The organism is Oceanobacter antarcticus, from assembly GCF_044962685.1.
GTDB classification, from domain to species: Bacteria; Pseudomonadota; Gammaproteobacteria; order Pseudomonadales; family Oceanobacteraceae; genus Oceanobacter; species Oceanobacter antarcticus.
Genome location: NZ_JBBKTX010000008.1, coordinates 87,768 through 105,465 on the forward strand (window position 1 = coordinate 87,768; position 17,698 = coordinate 105,465).

17 protein-coding genes and 1 riboswitch are annotated in these 17,698 nt (G+C 54.8%); of the genes, 4 read left to right on the forward strand and 13 right to left on the reverse strand.

All coding sequences use genetic code 11. From position 1 onward, the window contains the following. Position 1: 1 nt before the first annotated feature. The 7 genes from WG929_RS08135 to WG929_RS08165 form a co-directional block, all read right to left on the reverse strand. Positions 2-631 (reverse strand): restriction endonuclease subunit S, encoded by a 630-nt coding sequence (locus WG929_RS08135; protein WP_416205650.1) that lies wholly within the window; start codon positions 629-631, stop codon positions 2-4. Next, positions 618-1,028: a hypothetical protein gene (locus WG929_RS08140; RefSeq protein ID WP_416205651.1), complete on the reverse strand. Its 411-nt coding sequence runs from the start codon at positions 1,026-1,028 to the stop codon at positions 618-620. Before WG929_RS08140 ends, WG929_RS08135 begins: the two co-directional genes overlap by 14 nt. Then, the gene (locus tag WG929_RS08145; protein ID WP_416205652.1) at positions 1,022-1,285 is read right to left on the reverse strand and encodes a hypothetical protein; all 264 of its coding nucleotides are present in this window, start codon (positions 1,283-1,285) and stop codon (positions 1,022-1,024) included. The genes WG929_RS08140 and WG929_RS08145 overlap by 7 nt, the downstream gene beginning before the upstream one ends. A 336-nt stretch (positions 1,286-1,621) precedes the next feature. Next, complete coding sequence (gene glmS, locus WG929_RS08150; protein ID WP_416205653.1) at positions 1,622-3,445, reverse strand: glutamine--fructose-6-phosphate transaminase (isomerizing); 1,824 nt, start codon at positions 3,443-3,445, stop codon at positions 1,622-1,624. A 255-nt stretch (positions 3,446-3,700) separates the two neighbouring features. Then, positions 3,701-4,333 (reverse strand): thiol:disulfide interchange protein DsbA/DsbL, encoded by a 633-nt coding sequence (locus tag WG929_RS08155; protein ID WP_416205654.1) that lies wholly within the window; start codon positions 4,331-4,333, stop codon positions 3,701-3,703. A 179-nt stretch (positions 4,334-4,512) separates the two neighbouring features. Continuing rightward, positions 4,513-5,139, reverse strand: a complete 627-nt coding sequence (locus WG929_RS08160) for a c-type cytochrome (RefSeq protein ID WP_416205655.1) — start codon at positions 5,137-5,139, stop codon at positions 4,513-4,515. 60 nt (positions 5,140-5,199) lie between these two features. Beyond that, positions 5,200-5,508 (reverse strand): c-type cytochrome, encoded by a 309-nt coding sequence (locus WG929_RS08165; RefSeq protein ID WP_416205656.1) that lies wholly within the window; start codon positions 5,506-5,508, stop codon positions 5,200-5,202. Between the two features lie 170 nt (positions 5,509-5,678). Here WG929_RS08165 and yihA point away from each other — a divergent pair, with 170 nt between their 5' ends. Continuing rightward, positions 5,679-6,368: a ribosome biogenesis GTP-binding protein YihA/YsxC gene (gene yihA, locus WG929_RS08170; RefSeq protein WP_416205657.1), complete on the forward strand. Its 690-nt coding sequence runs from the start codon at positions 5,679-5,681 to the stop codon at positions 6,366-6,368. A 224-nt stretch (positions 6,369-6,592) separates the two neighbouring features. Here the strand turns inward: yihA and polA are convergent, their stop codons facing one another. Then, positions 6,593-9,391: a DNA polymerase I gene (polA, locus tag WG929_RS08175; RefSeq protein ID WP_416205658.1), complete on the reverse strand. Its 2,799-nt coding sequence runs from the start codon at positions 9,389-9,391 to the stop codon at positions 6,593-6,595. 103 nt (positions 9,392-9,494) lie between these two features. Here polA and WG929_RS08180 point away from each other — a divergent pair, with 103 nt between their 5' ends. Together WG929_RS08180 and WG929_RS08185 are read left to right on the forward strand one after the other, a co-directional pair. Further along, a complete protein-coding gene (locus WG929_RS08180) occupies positions 9,495-9,797 on the forward strand; it encodes a DUF2782 domain-containing protein (protein ID WP_416205659.1) in 303 nt (100 codons plus the stop codon). A gap of 23 nt (positions 9,798-9,820) precedes the next feature. Continuing rightward, positions 9,821-10,849 carry a homoserine kinase gene (locus WG929_RS08185; RefSeq protein ID WP_416205660.1) on the forward strand — a complete coding sequence of 343 codons (1,029 nt, stop codon included), beginning with the start codon at positions 9,821-9,823 and terminating at the stop codon, positions 10,847-10,849. Here WG929_RS08185 and WG929_RS08190 read toward each other — a convergent pair. From WG929_RS08190 to WG929_RS08205, 4 genes are all read right to left on the reverse strand, one after another. After that, positions 10,812-11,699, reverse strand: a complete 888-nt coding sequence (locus WG929_RS08190; protein ID WP_416205661.1) for a phosphotransferase — start codon at positions 11,697-11,699, stop codon at positions 10,812-10,814. The genes WG929_RS08185 and WG929_RS08190 overlap by 38 nt on opposite strands. 2 nt (positions 11,700-11,701) lie before the next feature. Then, positions 11,702-12,373 (reverse strand): nicotinamide riboside transporter PnuC, encoded by a 672-nt coding sequence (pnuC, locus tag WG929_RS08195; protein WP_416205662.1) that lies wholly within the window; start codon positions 12,371-12,373, stop codon positions 11,702-11,704. Between the two features lie 32 nt (positions 12,374-12,405). Further along, positions 12,406-12,675: a hypothetical protein gene (locus WG929_RS08200; protein ID WP_369856053.1), complete on the reverse strand. Its 270-nt coding sequence runs from the start codon at positions 12,673-12,675 to the stop codon at positions 12,406-12,408. A gap of 66 nt (positions 12,676-12,741) precedes the next feature. Continuing rightward, a complete protein-coding gene (locus WG929_RS08205; RefSeq protein WP_416205663.1) occupies positions 12,742-14,886 on the reverse strand; it encodes a TonB-dependent receptor in 2,145 nt (714 codons plus the stop codon). 114 nt (positions 14,887-15,000) lie between these two features. Then, a riboswitch (TPP riboswitch) is annotated at positions 15,001-15,106 on the reverse strand. A gap of 155 nt (positions 15,107-15,261) precedes the next feature. Here WG929_RS08205 and htpX point away from each other — a divergent pair. Continuing rightward, positions 15,262-16,143, forward strand: coding sequence for a protease HtpX (htpX, locus tag WG929_RS08210; protein ID WP_416205664.1), 882 nt, complete (start codon positions 15,262-15,264; stop codon positions 16,141-16,143). 102 nt (positions 16,144-16,245) lie between these two features. Here the strand turns inward: htpX and WG929_RS08215 are convergent, their stop codons facing one another. Continuing rightward, a complete protein-coding gene (locus WG929_RS08215) occupies positions 16,246-17,508 on the reverse strand; it encodes a malic enzyme-like NAD(P)-binding protein (protein WP_416205665.1) in 1,263 nt (420 codons plus the stop codon). Between the last annotated feature and the right edge of the window lie 190 nt (positions 17,509-17,698).

Below are 17,698 nucleotides of genomic sequence, written 5' to 3' on the forward strand. Positions count from 1 at the left end.
GTCAATTGTTCTCCTTCAGCAGTTGCTGATACATGCCTTGCAGCATGGCTTCACGATTTTTCAACAAGGCTTGAGTCAGCAGTTGTTCCTGTTCCCACAACCGATCAAGGCGCAGGATTTTGTGTTGGGTTTCCAATCTTGGGATCTGCAAAGGCAGCTCGAGCAAATCCTTTTTTTTCAGCATGGGCATGCTGGTGCCCAAGCTACCTGAACGGAGAAAATTTTGCGCCGCTGTTTGATTGAGTAACCAGCCAACAAACTCGGTTAAAATCCTGTCATCAATCGAGCGTATAACCATTAACTGGCTACTTACCACGATGGGGAGTGCCCCTGCACCGGTCACGGTCACGGACTCAGGCCAGTAGAAGGCTTTCAGAAACTCGCCTCGGGAAGGCAGCAAAACACAGCCGGGGTCAGCAAACAGGCGGGATTTACCCTGCCACTGAATGGCTGGGAAGTTCTCTGTTGATACCAAACGACTTCCTGTTTCATCCCAGCGTTTGCGCAGGTCTTTGACCTGGGCAACCCTAGCGTTGCCACGCTCGGGTTTCACTTCTTCGACCTTTTCTCTGAAGGTGTAACCAATACTGATATCGGCAACTTGGCCGAGTAAGCAATCAGTGTTTGCCATACCGACTCCTTGGAGAGGCCTCACTTACATCGACCTTTGTGCAGTGTTTATCCGCAGCAACATCCAGAGTGAGCCGCTTCTTGACCAATTCATTGTTTGGAGCCAGCAGTGTGATTCCTTCATCCGTACCTGCCTGATCGGCTGGGGTTTCGATCGCATTAGCCCATCCCATTCGCAATGCTTCGCCTATAAACCAGTCCTTGACAGGCTTGGTAAGCTTTTTCTGGCTACTCCTTTTGTACTTATTAAACAGCTGCAGAATTCTGCTTTTAGAGCAAAAAGCCAGTCGAGTGCCATGAACTAGCTTATCTGGTGTTGGAAACACAAATTTCTCTCTGGTAGTTGCAGTTGCTGACTGAATCGCTGGGCTGCCCTGAAGGCAGCTCCTCATCAACATTGAACCTCCTCCAGTGTCTTTCCCGCAAGATCGCTCTTGCAGTAACCCGTGGAGGTTCGGAAAGGTGGCTTGATCGACGTGCGCTCCCAATAGAGATAATGAGCAACCGGGTCACCGTTCTGGCCCAGCTCATAAAACTCTTTGTAATCATCTTGCTGGAGTGTGCCTTTGGAATAGCTCTTGATGAACTTCAGGCAGTGCCCGGTGGGCAAAGTGATGTGTTGTGAAAGTGAATAGTTCTGATAGTTTTGGGTCATTGAATCTCCTGTGTTACTGGCATTGCATTGTGAGTTCAAACCCAGCAGCAAGCTGATAACTTGCTGCTGGACTCTTCTTTTGGTTCGAGCTTTTCAGCTCCAATCTCATTAAAAAAAACCGCTAATATCCTTCTACGATAATATTAACAAGGCCACAATAGCTCAATATTTACACACAAGTCAAATTTTATTTTACTAATATTAATCTACTGCAAATCAAGTAGCGTTCGGGCAGCCACTTTGTACTCAAGGCCGAGTCCACCAGGGCTTTGTTTTCGGACAAGCCAGGAGGGGTTCTATCGATACCACTGCTGGAACTCTCCCTGACCACCCCTATCACTCCACCGTCACGCTTTTGGCCAGGTTCCTCGGCTGGTCGACGTCGGTGCCTTTGATAATGGCGACGTGGTAGCTCAGCAATTGCAGCGGCAGGGTGTAGACGATCGGGGCGATGAGGTCGTCGCAGTGGGGCATCGACAGCACGATCATGTTGTCGGCGGGGGTGATTTCGGTGGCTTGTCCGGCAAAGACGTAGAGTTCACCGCCACGGGCGCGGACTTCTTCGATGTTGGATTTGAGTTTTTCCACCAGGTCGTTGTGGGGTGCCACGACGACGATGGGCATTTCGGCATCAATCAGCGCCAGTGGGCCGTGTTTGAGTTCTCCGGCGGCGTAGGCTTCGGCGTGGATGTAGGAGATTTCCTTGAGTTTGAGCGCACCTTCCATGGCAATGGGGTACTGGTCGCCACGGCCAAGGAACAGGGCGTTGTGTTTGTCGGCAAAACGTTCGGCCAGTTGTTCTATTTGGTCGTTCATTTCCAGCGCTTGCTGGATCAACCCTGGCAGTTGTTCCAGGGCGGTGGCAATACGCTGTTGAATGCCGCTGGCATCCGGCTGTTGTTGCGCCAGCCCGGCAGTAAGCAGTAACAGTGCGGTGAGCTGGGTGGTGAAGGCTTTGGTCGAGGCCACGCCAATTTCTGCCCCGGCGCGGGTCATCAGCGCCATATCGGATTCCCGCACCAATGATGAGCCGGGGACGTTGCAGATGGTCAGGGTTTTGCGAAAGCCCAGTTGTTTGGCCAGTTTCAAGGCCGCCAGGGTGTCGGCGGTTTCGCCACTCTGGGAGATGGTCACCAGCAGGGTGTTGGGTTTGACAACGGGTTTGCGATAGCGGAATTCGGAGGCAATTTCGACGTTACAGCTGATTCCGGCCAGTGCTTCGATCCAGTAGCGGGCGGTGACGCCAGCATGGTAGCTGGTGCCGCAGGCGATGATCTGGACGTTGTCGATACCGCTGAGGTCACCCAGGGCGGCGAGGTTGAGCTGGCCATTGTGCAGGCGGCCTTCGAGGGTATTGGTGATGGCCTGGGGCTGTTCGTGGATTTCCTTGAGCATGTAGTGGCGATATTCGCCTTTGTCACCGGCATCGTGTTCGACGGAGGTTTCGCGGGTTTCGCGCTCAACCCGTTCGTTGTCGATATTGAATATCTGTACGCTCTGACGGGTAATTTCTGCCACGTCGCCTTCTTCCAGGAAGGCAAATTTGCGGGTCACGGGCAGCAGTGCGAGCTGGTCGGAGGCGATGAAGTGTTCGCCGATACCGTAACCAATCACCAGCGGGCTGCCGGAGCGGGCAACGACCATCCGGTCTGGGCTGGCACGGTTGATGGCGACCATTCCGTAAGCACCGTCAAGGCGCTGGCGGGTGTTTTTCACGGCATCCAGCAGCGAGGCACCGGTGTTTACTTCGCGGGCAATCAGGTGGGCGATCACTTCGGTGTCGGTCTGGGATTGGAAGTGGTAGCCGTCAGCCTGCAGTTCACGACGCAGGCTGGCGTGGTTTTCAATGATGCCGTTGTGTACCACGGCAATGTCGCCGGAGACATGGGGATGGGCGTTGGCTTCCGAAGGTTCGCCGTGGGTGGCCCAACGAGTATGGGCGATACCCAAACCACCGGGAAGACCGTTTTCCGCCACGGCGTCGGCCAATGCCTGTACCTTGCCCAGACGCCGTACTCGGGTTAGCTGGGGGTTGGCAGCGGTGGCATCAATAATAGCGACTCCGGCGGAATCGTAGCCCCGGTATTCGAGGCGGCGCAGGCCTTCCAGCAATATTTCGACAACATCCCGCTGGGCCACGGCTCCGACAATGCCACACATACCAATACTCCTGAAGATAACCCGACACACTGAATTGGAAGGCGAGAGGTTACCACAATCCGCTATTTTCGATGCGCAGGGATCTGTGGAATCGCGCTAGATAGTGTGCAGTACGCACCCTCTGGTGATCTGAGGCCATGCAGGGGTCGTGATGAGGCCATGCAGCGGCATGGTGAGGGTAGAACCGGAAGGAAGGCAAGGGATTGGCCCAATGTCTCCGGCCAACCCCTCTGTGTCACTATTTTGTTTGTGCCACTATTTGGCGGCGCGTTCTTTTTCGATGAGGAAATCCACCACGGCGGTCATTTTATCCTGACCACCTGCGGTGCTGGCAGAGACCACGTATTTACCGTCAACAATCAGCGCCGGTACACCGCTGATTTTGAACGAACGAATACGTTTGTCAGCCTGGCTCATGCGGGATTTGACGGCAAAATTGTCATACGCCTTGTCAAATTGTTCCGCCGTAATGCCACCATGCTTGACCAGAAAATCACGTTGGTCATCCTTGTCGAGCAAGCGCTGCTTTTCCAGATGAATGGCGCGGAAAATCGGGGTATGTACCTGGTCGAGAATGCCCAGCACATCGGCAACGTAATATAATTGCGCATGGGATACCCAGGCACGACCAAACATCGCGGGGACGCGGGTAAATTCGACATCAGCGGGTAAGCTGCTTACCCATTGGCTTAATGATTCATCGAGGTGAAAACAGTGTGGACAGCCATACCAGAAGGCTTCTTCCACATGCACTTTGCCATCTGCCATGACCGGTACAGGATCGGCCAGAACATCGTAATTCACACCGGCTTGGTATTCTGCCGCCAGGGTGAGAGAGCTAATCAACAGCAGCGGGACTGCCATCCATCGTTTGATCAGCATAAGCATAAACATCTCCATTCAGAGTTAAAGTCGCCAGTCAGATTGGCCAGTTAGGTGCATTTTCACACAAAGGTTCCAAATCACCTACCCGGCCAGCGGCCATGTATTCCGTTTAGTGTCAGATCATTCAGCCAAAAAAATACAGAAAAAAAGCGGCCAATGCCGCTTTTTTTGTCAGGCTGCGATTAACGCAAACCCTGAATGTAAGACGCAACTGCCGCGATCTCGGAATCGTGCAAACGGTAGGCGGTGTCACGCATCATGCGGCTGTCACCGTCGTTGGTACGGGCACCGGAGCTGAAATCATGCAGCTGTTTGGCAATATACGCTTCATGCTGGCCCGACAGCATAGGGAAGGCAGCCAGTTCGATGCCCTTGCCACTCGGCCCATGACACGCCATACAAGCCGGTACTCCTTTTTCTTCGATACCTGCGCGGTAGATTTTTTCGCCCAACTCAACCAGCTCCTCTTTTGCACCTGCACCAGTTGGTGCCTGAGCATCGAAGTAAGCGGCCAGGTCGGCGATATCATTGTCGGTCAGTCCAGCAACAAAAGCGGTCATTTCAAGCACCTGACGACGACCATCACGTATATCCTTGAGCTGCTTGGCCAGGTAAACCTCGCCTTGGCCAGCCAGTTTGGGGAATGTTGGCACCATGCTGTTACCGTCTGCACCGTGGCAAGCAGCACAGGTAGCAGACTTTGCTTTGCCGGCATCGGCATCGCCCTGGTAGGCGGAGGCCGCTTCACCAGCGTGGGCCGCGGACATCAGTCCGGCTGAAACAATCAGGCCAATCAACAGGTTTTTCATCGTCAGATCCAGTTAGTAAGTTAATTCTTGTCGTCGCAGTCGACGTTCGTCGCTGCTGCTTTACTTGGGCGTCGACATGTAAGTAATCAGCGCTTTATAGTCTTCTGCGGAACAATCCATGCAGAGTCCGCGTGGAGGCATGGCATTAAAACCGTTGGTTACGTGGCTTACCAGTGTGTCCATACCTTTTTCCAGCCGAGGTGCCCAGGCTGCTGCATCAAAAGCGGTGGGGGAGCCGATCATCGGCGCAACTTGTGGGGCATGGCACGCACCACAAGAGGTATTGTATTTGGCTTCCGCATCAAATGCGTTAACGTTGGCAGACATCGCGGCGGCAGACACCGCAAGCAGGGCCAGAAGTTTGGTCATTGTGAAGTTCTCTCTCATCGGTCGTTATAAGATCAGGCTAATTTTTCACTATACTCGGCTTGCACCAGAGACTCCGCCCGGAATGTTACACCCTGTGGTAGACTGGCGACGCCTTTTAAAGGCCAAGCATTATATATCATCAAAAACCGGACGGTCATTACGTTTACCCTATGCCAAACCAGGATTCATTGACTTACACCAAGACCCACTACCTTCGTAGTGCCGCCACATTGAGCCAATGTCCTGGCGAAATTACCCGTGAAGTCGCCTTTGCCGGCCGCTCCAACGCGGGGAAATCCAGCGCACTCAATCGGCTTACGGGTCAGAAAAAACTGGCCAGAACCAGTAAAACGCCTGGCCGTACGCAGCTGATCAACTATTTCCAGCTCGGCGAACTGCCGCTGGCACTGGTCGACTTACCGGGCTACGGCTACGCCAAAGTCCCTATCGGTGTCAAAAATGCCTGGCAGAAAGAGCTCGGCAATTACCTGCAAAAACGCGATGCGCTAGCGGGTCTGGTACTACTAATGGATATACGTCATCCACTGACCGATTATGACAAGCGCATGCTTGAATGGGCCAATGATAACGGTATGCCACTGCATCTGGTACTGACAAAGTCCGATAAACTCAAGCGTGGCGCTGCCAAAAGTGCGCTGTTGCAGGTTTCTCAGGCGATTCGTAACAGCTCGACTGCCGTCTCGGTACAGATGTTCTCGTCACTGAATGGCGATGGTCTGGATGAGCTAAAACAGCGTCTGAACAGCTGGTTCTTGCCAGAAACCAACACCCCTGTTGATTCAGACCCTGAGGCTACGCCTGTCAGCCAGGCTATCGCTGATCAGTCCCCCGATCCCTGACGGCTGCGAACAGCGTCGCATCTTATTACAAAACGCTACAGAATTTCTGCCCACAGGAACTTTGTCAGCGTTTCCCTCTTCTATAGTGAAACAATTCCCCGCACGGAATGGTGACGCAGACAGCTGCGGCACAAACAGTTCTATCCTTCGGTCATTCCCCCAGAATCCGAAGTTGACCCGGACGTCATCTCCACTGCGTCCGGGTCTTTTTTTATCGGCCTGACTCAGTGTGCCTCGTCCCAGTTGTCGCCAATACCGGCTTCAACCAGCAAGGGGACGCGTAACTCGGCGGCGTCCTGCATCTGCTGCTTCAGCGCTTCGGCAAACCCCTCGGCCTGATCCTCTTTTACCTCCAGCACCAGTTCATCGTGTACCTGCATGATCATGCGAGCATCAAAACCGGAATCCGGCAACCAGTTGGCTACCCGGATCATGGCGCGCTTGATGATGTCGGCGGCACTGCCCTGCATCGGCGCGTTGATCGCAGTGCGCTCAGCGTGCTGGCGACGGGGAGCGTTGCGGGATTTGATTTCTGGCAGGTACAGGCGGCGACCAAAGATGGTTTCGACATAGCCCAGGTCTTTGGCGTGTTCGCGGGTATTGTCCATATAATCACGGACACCGGGGTAACGTTCGAAGTAGAGATTGACGTAATCCTGGGCTTCGCCACGACCAATGCCCAGCTGCTTGGCCAGTCCAAACGCCGACATACCATAGATCAGGCCAAAGTTGATTGCCTTGGCGCTGCGGCGCTGGTTGTCGGTGACGTCAGCTTCGCTAATGCCAAACACTTCCGCTGCGGTGGCGCGGTGTACGTCGCGCCCTTCGCTGAAGGCTTTCAGCAACCCGGCATCACCGGACAGGTGTGCCATGATGCGCAATTCAATTTGAGAGTAGTCAGCCGCCACCAGCTTGTAGCCTGGAGGAGCGATAAAGGCCTGGCGAATCCGGCGTCCTTCTTCGGAGCGAATCGGGATGTTTTGCAAGTTCGGATCACTAGAGGACAAGCGCCCGGTGGCCGCCACAGCCTGATGGTAGGAGGTGTGCACCCGACCGGTGGAACCGGCAATCATGGTCGGCAGTTTGTCGGTGTAGGTGCTTTTTAACTTCGATAAGCTGCGGTTTTCGAGAATGATTTTGGGCAGCTCATGACCTTCGTCCGCCAACTCGACCAGCACTTCTTCAGCGGTAGACGGCGCGCCTTTGGGGGTTTTCTTTTTTACCGGTAACCCGAGTTTCTGGTAGAGAATTTCTCCCAGCTGTTTCGGTGAACCGAGGTTAAAGACCTGTCCGGCAACGTCGTGGGCCTGCTGTTCCAGCTGTTGCAGCTTTTGCTCCAGCTCGGCACTTTGCTCATGCAGTTTATCCGCGTCGATCAAGGCCCCGAGAGACTCCATCGCGGTTAATATCGGCATGGCGGGCATTTCGATGTCGGTAAACACCTTGGCCAGCACGCCCTGTTGTTGCAGTTTTGGCCATAACGTCTGGTGCAGTCGCAGGGTGATGTCGGCATCTTCGGCTGCGTATGGCCCAGCGACGTCCAGTTCCACCTGATTGAACGTTTTCTGTTTGACGCCCTTGCCAGCCACGTCTTCAAAACTCGTGGTTTTGTAACCCAGATATTTTAACGCCAGGCTGTCCATATCGTGACGGGTCGCCACGGAATCCAGCACGTAGCTTTCCAACTGGGTGTCGAACTGGACTCCTTGCAGGCTAATGCCGTGATTGGCCAGTACGTGGGCGTCGTATTTCATGTGCTGGCCAACTTTTTTCAGTTTGTTGTCTTCCAGCAGCGGCTTCAGTTGCGCCAATACCGCCTCGCGGTCGAGCTGTACTGGTGCGCCTTCGTAGTCGTGCGCCAGTGGCACGTAGGCGGCCTTGCCGACGGCCACCGCAAACGAGACGCCGACGATACGGGCATCCTTGTAGTTGAGCGAGGTGGTTTCGGTATCAAAGGCAAACAGCTTGCTGGCCTGGAGTTGTGCAATCCAGCCGTCCAGGGCATCTTGCGTCAGTACCATGTCGTACTGGCCGGGTTCGGCACTGACGGTCACTTCTTCGTCAGCTTCCGCGCCTGCCATCGTACTGCTTGTCTTGGAGCTGGCTGTCTCGGAGCTGGTGGCAGCACTGGTGTTAGCAGCACGGCTCGTCGTCTCGTCCGTCAGCTCGGCAATCCAGGCCTTGAATTCCATATTGCGGTACAGTTCCAGCAACGCGGTCTTGTCGGTCGCTGTGCTTTTCAGCTCGCCGAGGGGCTGTTCCAGCGCGACATCGCATTTGATGGTCGCCAGTTGTTTTGACAAAAACGCCTGTTCCTGGTGCTCTTCCAGCTTTACGGCCATGGTTTTGGCACCGCGAAACGCCAGGTCTTTGACCTTGTCGAGGTTGGCGTAAATATCTTCCAGAGAGCCCAGCCCGGCCACCAGCCCGACGGCGGTTTTTTCTCCGACCTTGGGCACGCCGGGAATGTTATCGACCTTGTCGCCCATCAGCGCCAGGTAGTCGATGATATGCTCAGGCGGTACGCCAAATTTCTCTTTCACCCCTTCCACGTCCAAAAAGGTGTTGGTCATGGTGTTGATCAGCGAGACATGAGAATCCACCAGCTGCGCCATGTCCTTGTCGCCGGTGGAGACAATCACCTGACAGCCGCTCGATTCTGCCTGCACCGCCAGGGTGCCAATCACATCGTCGGCTTCAACGCCGTCGATAATCAGCAACGGCAAGCCCATGGCGTGAATGATGTTATGGATCGGCTCAATCTGTTCACGCAGCTCATCCGGCATCGGTGGACGATGGGCCTTGTACTCTGGGTACATGTCGTTGCGAAAGGTTTTGCCTTTGGCATCAAACACCGCCACCATCTGAGCGTCTGGATAGTCTTTTTGCAGTCGTTTGATCATGCTGATCACGCCTTTCACCGCATTAGTGTGAACGCCTCGGGAGTTGGTCAGCAACGGAATGGCGTGAAAGGCGCGGAACAGATAGGAAGATCCGTCGATAAGAACAACAGACTTGGACATAACAGAATTCCTGTAGACTCGGCAAAACCCGGACGCTAGCGCTGGGGTTCGCGTCCGGGTCGGCATACAATGAGGAAGAACTAAAATTGGAAGGCATCCTAACATGAAGACCCCGACTCGTCTGAACCTCCGTCGTATTGCCGCCGCGCTTGGCGTCACTCTGGCTTCAGCGCTGTTTTCAACCTCTGGCTTTGCTGCCGACCCGAGCGCTGAATCGGTCACGATTCGGAATGATGGCGACAAAACCTTCTACGAGTTCCGCGTCAACGGCAAGTTGGTCGAAATCAAGGTCGAGCCTAAAGTTGGCAAGCCTTACTACCTGGTGCCAGAAGCTCAGGGCGAGGACTTTGTCCGCAAGGACAACCCGGATATCGTCGTACCCAAGTGGGTGATCTTCCGCTGGTAAAGCGGATTCGATATAACCATTCTATGTCTGTCTATACCCCGGTTCCGCAATCATCCCTGGCAAGCTGGCTTGAACAGTTCGAGCTTGGCCCGCTGCTGTCTTTTCGTGGCATCGCCGGGGGGATTGAAAATACCAACTATTTTGTCACCACCACGGCCGGTGAGTTTGTGCTGACGCTGTTTGAGCACCATGCCGCCGATGAAGTCGAGCAGTTTGTGGCATTGGCCAACCATCTGGGTATGGCCAATCGGCGTCATCCCCAGTTGTCGTTACCGGTACCCGCGCCTGTCTCTAATCGTGACGGCCAATGGCTGTTTTGTCTGGAACATAAACCGGCCATTCTGTGTCCGCGCCTGGCTGGCGAACATGTTGAGCTTCCCACTGCCAGTCATACCTGTCAGGCCGCTGCCGCGCTGGCCCAATTGCATCTGGCCGCTGCCGATCTGAAGGTCCAACGCCCGAACGCTCGCGGCCTGGACTGGTGGATCACGATGGCGGGAACGCTGACAGCGGCGCTGGATGACAGCGATATGGCGCTGTTGCGCGATGAAATTGAGCAGCAACGTCTGATTCACAGTGACTGGCTGGCCTTGCCACACGGATGGATTCATGGCGACCTCTTCCACGACAATGTTCTGTTTGAGAATACCGCCGCTGGCCCGAAACTGGGGGCCATTCTGGATTTATATAACGCTTGTCAGGATGCATGGATTTTTGACCTCGCCATTGTCGCCAACGACTGGTGTTGCGATGTTGATGGCCACTGGGACGAAACCTTGTTGACGGCGTTACTGGATGGCTATCAATCGGTACGGCCATTCACTATGTCAGAGCAAAACCTCTGGCCAATGGCGTTACGTGCAGCAGCACTGAGGTTCTGGCTCAGCCGGATATTGACCCGGCAACTGCAAGCCGCGCAGCTGACGTCGGCAGACGGGCAGATGGCGATTTCCAAAGACCCGAATGAATACCGCAACAAGTTGTGTCACAGGCGACAGTCAGCGATAAGACAGATCACCCCAACTGGCGGGCAGCCCGATGCAACTCGCTGAGTTCCGCCAGCAGCCGGGTTCGATCCATCAACCCCTGTACGCCGTACCAGAGCACGCCAAAATAGTGCTCTTGCAGCAGCGCCTTTTGCCAGCCCCGATCCATCACATCAATACCAAACAGCGCGCACCATTGCCGTTGCTGGGCCGCATTCATATTGACTGACACGGCCAGCCCGGCGATATCCCAGTAACGATGGCCGATAGCGGCATATTCCCAGTCGATTAATAACCAGCGCTCTTGATGCAGCCGCCAGTTATGTGGATTCGGATCCATATGGCAGAGCGATCGTTCTGGCCCCGGTGCCTCTGCCAACCAATGCTGCAACGGTAGTTTCTGCTGGCTCCAGTCGCAGGGCCAGCGGGCTTCGATGCCTCGCCAGTAGTGATCGGCCTTGACCGCAACATGCAACTCGGGCAAGTCCGGCCCAAACGGCAATTGGTGCAGCTGTTTGAGTTGTTGCGCCAGCGCGATCATGGTGCCGGTGTCCAGACCGGCACTGATGCATTCCGCCAGTTCAGGCCCATTCGCCCGATCAATAATCCAGTAGCTGTCATCCGGGCTGCGATAACGCACTCGCGGTGCCAGTCCAGCCTGCGCGGCCCGTTGCTGAATGCGGAATTCGGCCTCTCGGCGAATATCCAGAGTCTCACTGTTGGTGGCACTGGCACGCACCACGTACTTGCCGGAATCCAGCGTCAGCGACCAACTGCGATTGGTCAGCCCGCCTTCGAGTGCGGCCATACGATGCGGCCCAGGCGGATGCTCACACAGACCCCAGCTTTGCCAGTCTGCCAGCATGCGCTGGCATTCTTGCCCTAACGGCTGTTGTGCCCGCCGCCGAAACAGCACGATCAGGCCTGCTGCCAGTCGGATGACTCAAGGCTATCGGCCTGCCGGGCACAGTGGGCACGGTAGTCGCGCTGCCAGAGAAACCAGCCAGCCACAGCCAGCACAACATAAATCGCCATCAATAGGGCGGTCAGATACAGCTCACGGTCGATGTACAAAAAGATAGCCACGGCATCAATCACGATCCAGTAGAGCCAGTTTTCCAGTACCTTGCGGGTTACCATCCAGGTGGTAATCACCGCGCCCCAGGTGGTAAAGGAATCCAGATACGGCATCACCGCAGTGGTATTTCCATGCAGCAAGGTGCCGCTGATCAGCGTCAGCAGTGCAATGGCCACCAGCGTCAACAGATGCTGTTTTAGCCCCCAGCGCTGTATTGGCAATTCTTGTTCACTCTTGTCAGCGGAACCATGACTGCCGTTGCCCTGTTGCCAGGCCCACCAGCCATACACGGCCATCACCAGGTAATAGACGTTTAATGCCGATTCCATCAGCAGGCTGACATCCCAGAACAACCAGCTGAAAATCGCGGTACTGCCAAAAGCGGCATACCAGCACCCATTACTCTGGCGCATGGCCAGCACCAGGTAGGCGACCCCCAGTACCACGGCGATCACTTCAGGGATACTTTGTGCAACAAACGCACTGACAACACTACTGAGTATTTCGTCCATCAGGACACCTCGCTATTGATACCGAATCGTCTTCAGCCGTGTGGCTTGAGCGCCGGATCCAGGTTCACGCCGGGAATCATTTTGTAGACAAAAATGGCTTTGCCATAGGTTGCGAACGAGTGTTTCATTTCGGTAGCGATGGTGTTCATGACCAGATCGTACTCACCAAATATCTGAGTGCTCATGGTGTTGCACACCACGGTCAGGCCAGCGGTGCCTTGCAGGCGCTCGATAAACATCTTGATGGCCGGGATGTAGTCATCGGCCAAGGGGTATGCGCTGATATCAACTGAGAGTTCCATAACCTGCTCCTGGAGTTAGGGTTAGCTTCAGACCAGTCACCAGTGGCCGGTCTGAACGGGGTTTGATCAAAAGTAGAATTTACCTTCCACGCCGATTAAACGCGGGTCACCGTACTGCACCCAGCGTTCGTTGGCGTAGCCATCACGGGGGTCGTTGCCGAAGTGGAAACCACGCACCTCCTGATCCACATCCGTCAGGTTGCGACCGTACAACGCCAGTTGATAGTTGCTGCCGTCGTAGGCCACGCGGGCATGCCACATAACGTAGGCTCTGGATTCTTCATAGTGGCTGTCGGAAAAGTAGAAGCTGTCCTTGGCTTCGTTTTCCAGTACCAGCGTCAGGCCGTTACCCACGGCATACGTCAGGCTGTTGGCAAAGCTGTAGGCCGGGGCCTGGGCTTGCTCACGACCGTTCATGCTGACGTTGCCAGCGGCGGTGTCGTACTGGTAGTCGATAAATTTGGTTTGCAGCCAGCCGCCACTGAACATCCAGTTCAGCTGTTCTGTCAGTGCCCATTCGGTTTCCAGTTCCAGCCCGTAGTTCTGACCCTCGGCGGCATTAGCCAGATAATCCTGAAAGGTAAAGCCTTGACCCGCGCCATTGGAAACGGCATAGGAGCTCTTGACCTGCTGGTTTTTGCGCTGAATAAAAAACGCCGCCACACGGGTTTGCAGGGCATCATTCAGCAAGCTGGATTTCAGCCCCGCTTCCAGCGCGTTGTTGAATTCGGTATCGAAGGTGCGGTTGTCTTCGCTGATGTCCGGGTCGGTATTCACCCCACCCGCCTTGTAGCCTCGTGCCAATGAGGCATAAGCCAGCTGGTTATCATTGAGCAGATACTCCAGTGCAATCTTGCCACCCCACAAGTCTTCCGTGCGGTCGTTGGCAATGGCGTTGCTGTCGTCGTAGTCCGTATGCCACTGTTCGCGGCGCAGGCCTGTGGTAATGGTCAGGTCATTGCTGGCCTGCACCGATAATTCACCGTAGACAGCCTTGGACTCTGTATGCAGGTCGCTATAGAAGGTGTCGGCATTCCAGGTATAGAAGCGTGTCATATCTTCTGCACGGGTCATGGAATACACACCGACTGCCCAGTCGGTGGAGTCTGCAAACAAACGACCGGCGGCGGTCGACGTCAACCGCACGTCCAGCTCGCGACGGCGATACTCACGCAAGTACTGGTCGGTCGAGCTATAGCCCCAGGCACCCTCCTGATTGGCCAGACAGGTGCCCGGCGTAACACAGGTTCCCGTGGAATCGTCGTATTCACCGTACGCCCAGTCTTCATCAAAGCCGTAGTCGGTTTTGCTGTTGCTGCCGGAAGCGTGTACCCGCAAGTCGAAGGCAGCAGATACTTCCGATGTCCAGGTCAGCGCGGCGGCGCGGGTGTTTTGTTTGTCCTGACCAGGATAGTTGGAATAGGTGGTGCGGGTGTTGTCGAGCGAGAAGCCGTCATAGCCATTGTCAACGTCGATATACAACCCGGTGAAGGCCAGCGTGTTACGCTCGTCCAGCTCCAGATTACCTTTCAGGCGCAGCAGTTGTTCATCAATATTATTGGTGTCGTCCCGGCCGGAATAGGCGTTGTGGATGTAGCCATCGGAGCGGTTCTGATGCGCAGACAAGCGCATGTTCAGGCCCGGCCCTACTTCGCCAGATACCACCACACCCAGAGCCTTGGTGTTGTAGTTTCCCATCTTGCCCGACACCATGCCTTCAAAGTCTGCGGTCGGATCATTACTTTCGATATTGATCATGCCCGCCAGCGCATTGGCACCAAAGCGGGTGCCTTGTGGGCCACGCAGCACTTCGACTTGCTGCACATCAAACAAACCCGCGCCACCGCCCAGTCCGGTCATATCGATGCCATCCACCCGCAACCCCACCGATGGGTTCACCGGATCGATAAACTGGGAGCGCTCACCAATACCGCGAATCTGGAAATAACGACCACGGGAAGCGCCGGAAGCGAAGTTGACGTTCGGAGCCAGCGCCAGCAGGCTTTCCAGATGATCGGCGGCACGCTGTTCGATGGCGGCCGCGCCAACCACGGTAGCGGCTTCGGCAATGGACTGCACATCGGACTGACGAAAATCAGCCGTCACGATCACTTCTTCGGTTGGCACCTGACTGACACTGTCGGCATGCGCTGGTATGGCAACTGCCATCGTCAACACGGCCAGAGATAACGGAGTTTTGCGGAATGACATCTGGGTCTGTCCTCTTAAATAATTCAAAAAGGAGACCCGGCTTGGTGTACAGGATAGTGCGTAGGTCGCTGATCAGATCAGCAACAAGAAGACTGTCGATATGCTGGTGAATAACCCGAGGCACTCGCCCATTCCTACGCCGGTACTAACCGGATCAGGTTCTAGGAGTTTATGCCGACTGGCAATTCTCAGGCTCTTGGAGCCACCCCCTGGGACTTGGCCATTATACGTATATTCAGTCGGATACCAATCGCGAGACCGGGTTTCATCCGCTTTCCCAACTCTTTTGCTTGAAATACGCCGTAATTGCCTCAATCTTGTGGTCATATAGCGAGTTCAATCTTTGCGCCCAACTCATTCCACAGGAGGAATATCATGTTGCGCATTATCCTGTTTCTGGCCACTAACCTGGCCGTGATTCTGGTTGCCAGTATCACCCTGTCGATTCTGGGAGTCGGCAGCTATGTTACCCAACAAGGGCTGGATTTCGGCAACCTGCTGGTGTTCTGTCTGGTCTTTGGTATGGCCGGTTCACTGGTGTCCTTGCTGATCTCCAAGTGGATGGCCAAACGCAGCATGAACGTTCAGGTGATCGACTCACCGCATAACTCTGGCGAGCAATGGCTGGTCAGCACAGTGCAGGAACTGGCAGAAAAAGCCGGTATCGGCATGCCGGAAGTCGGTATTTTTGCCTCTCATCAGCCCAATGCCTTTGCCACCGGCTGGAACCGTAACAATGCGCTGGTGGCGGTATCAACCGGTCTGCTGCAGCGGATGAGCAAGGACGAAGTCAAAGCCGTACTGGGCCACGAAATCGGCCACGTCGCCAACGGCGACATGGTCACGCTGGCGCTGATACAGGGGGTGGTCAACGCCTTTGTGATGTTCTTCGCCCGTATCATCGGCAACTTTGTCGACAAGGCCATTCTGAAAAACGAGAACGGCCCTGGTATCGGCTTTTTTATCGCTACCTTGGTGTCGGAAATTATCCTCGGCATTCTGGCTTCGTTTATCGTTGCCTGGTTCAGTCGTCGTCGTGAATATCGCGCCGATATCGCCGGTGCCGAGCTGGTCAGCCCGCTATCGATGATTAATGCGTTGGCGCGACTGCAAGAAAGTTATGACCAGCCGTCCGAACTGAATGGTGAACTGGTGGCGTTTGGTATTGGTGGCGAAGGCAAGTTATCGGCTCTGGCTGCCTCTCACCCTCCATTGGGTGATCGCATCCAGGCCCTGCGTCAGCGTTACGGTGTCTGATAGCCAGTAACAGCAGCCAAACAGCAGCCAAACAGCAACCATAAAAAAAACCGCCACTCTCGCGAGTTAGCGGTTTTTTTATACCGAACATCAGTCGACTGATCAGATATCAGCGATAGACTTCAGCGGATAGTTGGCAGGCAGTGGGCCAGTGGCGGCACCGGTATCGATCGCGGACTGTGCAACCGCGAGAGAGACAACACCCAGCAGACGAGTATCAACCGCCTTTGGAATAATGTACTCACGGCCAAAAGACAGCGATTCCAGACCGTAGGCATCCAGAACTTCCTGGGTAACCGGCTCTTTCGCCAGACCAGCCAACGCCTTGGCTGCAGCCAGTTTCATTTCTTCGTTGATACGCTTGGCACGGACGTCCAGAGCACCACGGAAAATGAACGGGAAGCCCAGTACGTTGTTTACCTGGTTCGGGTAGTCAGAACGACCGGTTGCCATGATGGCATCAGGACGTGCTTCCGCCACGATTTCCGGCATGATTTCTGGAGTTGGGTTAGCACAGGCAAAGATGATCGGGTTGGCCGCCATCGCCTTGATCTGTTCGCCAGTCACCATATTGGGACCAGACAGTCCCAGGAAAATATCAGCGCCGTCCAGTGCATCATCCACCGTACGCTTGTCAGTTTCGACAGCAAACATGGCCTTGTACTGGTTCAGGTCATCACGACCACTGTGAATCACACCTTTACGGTCACACATAAAGATGTTTTCAGGCTTCATGCCCGCCAGGATCATCAGTTTGGAGCACGAAATTGCAGCGGCACCGGCACCCAATACGCACATTTTGGCGTCTTCGATTTTCTTGCCGACAACTTCCAGTGCGTTCATGGCACCAGCAACCGTGACGATTGCTGTACCGTGCTGGTCATCGTGGAATACCGGAATATCACATTGCTCGATCAGGGTGCGTTCAATTTCGAAACACTCTGGTGCCTTGATGTCTTCCAGATTGATACCACCAAAGGTGATTGCAATGCGGCGTACAGTATCGATGAAGGCTTGTGGGCTCTCGCTTTCCACTTCCAGATCGATCGAATCAACACCGGCGAAACGCTTGAACAACAAGGATTTGCCTTCCATAACCGGCTTGGATGCCAACGGCCCCAGATTGCCCAGTCCCAGAATGGCGGTCCCGTCTGTAATCACGGCGACCAGGTTGCCCTTGGCGGTATATTTATAAGCGTTTTCTGGATCGGCAGCGATTTCTTTGACCGGCTCAGCCACACCAGGGCTATACGCCAGCGACAAATCGCGAGAAGTTGCGGCAGGCTTGGTCAGTTCGACACTGATCTTGCCGGGCTTGGGAAATTGATGATAATCCAGAGCTGCTTGCTTGAGATCTTCTGACATAGTGCTCATCCAGTCGTTTTTTGTATTGTAAATATCCCTGGGCTCGACGCGTAACGCTATTGCCTGACAAGACAACATCCGCGAAAGGGGCGTCTTTAATAGCAAAAAGCCTGAGGTTTTTCCACTATATCCTTGAAATAGGCTCAGCGGCTGCAGTTCTTTTGCGTTGATTTTATCTGTCCTGACATGC

Coding starts and splice junctions, on each gene's coding strand:
- glmS (WP_416205653.1), bottom strand. CDS start 3,445: ATGTGTGGCATTGTCGGAGCCGTGGCCCAGCGGGATGTTGTCGAAATA.
- htpX (WP_416205664.1), top strand. CDS start 15,262: ATGTTGCGCATTATCCTGTTTCTGGCCACTAACCTGGCCGTGATTCTG.
- pnuC (WP_416205662.1), bottom strand. CDS start 12,373: ATGGACGAAATACTCAGTAGTGTTGTCAGTGCGTTTGTTGCACAAAGT.
- polA (WP_416205658.1), bottom strand. CDS start 9,391: ATGTCCAAGTCTGTTGTTCTTATCGACGGATCTTCCTATCTGTTCCGC.
- WG929_RS08205 (WP_416205663.1), bottom strand. CDS start 14,886: ATGTCATTCCGCAAAACTCCGTTATCTCTGGCCGTGTTGACGATGGCA.
- WG929_RS08165 (WP_416205656.1), bottom strand. CDS start 5,508: ATGACCAAACTTCTGGCCCTGCTTGCGGTGTCTGCCGCCGCGATGTCT.
- WG929_RS08215 (WP_416205665.1), bottom strand. CDS start 17,508: ATGTCAGAAGATCTCAAGCAAGCAGCTCTGGATTATCATCAATTTCCC.
- WG929_RS08185 (WP_416205660.1), top strand. CDS start 9,821: ATGTCTGTCTATACCCCGGTTCCGCAATCATCCCTGGCAAGCTGGCTT.
- WG929_RS08135 (WP_416205650.1), bottom strand. CDS start 631: ATGGCAAACACTGATTGCTTACTCGGCCAAGTTGCCGATATCAGTATT.
- WG929_RS08160 (WP_416205655.1), bottom strand. CDS start 5,139: ATGAAAAACCTGTTGATTGGCCTGATTGTTTCAGCCGGACTGATGTCC.
- yihA (WP_416205657.1), top strand. CDS start 5,679: ATGCCAAACCAGGATTCATTGACTTACACCAAGACCCACTACCTTCGT.
- WG929_RS08200 (WP_369856053.1), bottom strand. CDS start 12,675: ATGGAACTCTCAGTTGATATCAGCGCATACCCCTTGGCCGATGACTAC.
- WG929_RS08180 (WP_416205659.1), top strand. CDS start 9,495: ATGAAGACCCCGACTCGTCTGAACCTCCGTCGTATTGCCGCCGCGCTT.
- WG929_RS08140 (WP_416205651.1), bottom strand. CDS start 1,028: ATGTTGATGAGGAGCTGCCTTCAGGGCAGCCCAGCGATTCAGTCAGCA.
- WG929_RS08155 (WP_416205654.1), bottom strand. CDS start 4,333: ATGCTTATGCTGATCAAACGATGGATGGCAGTCCCGCTGCTGTTGATT.
- WG929_RS08145 (WP_416205652.1), bottom strand. CDS start 1,285: ATGACCCAAAACTATCAGAACTATTCACTTTCACAACACATCACTTTG.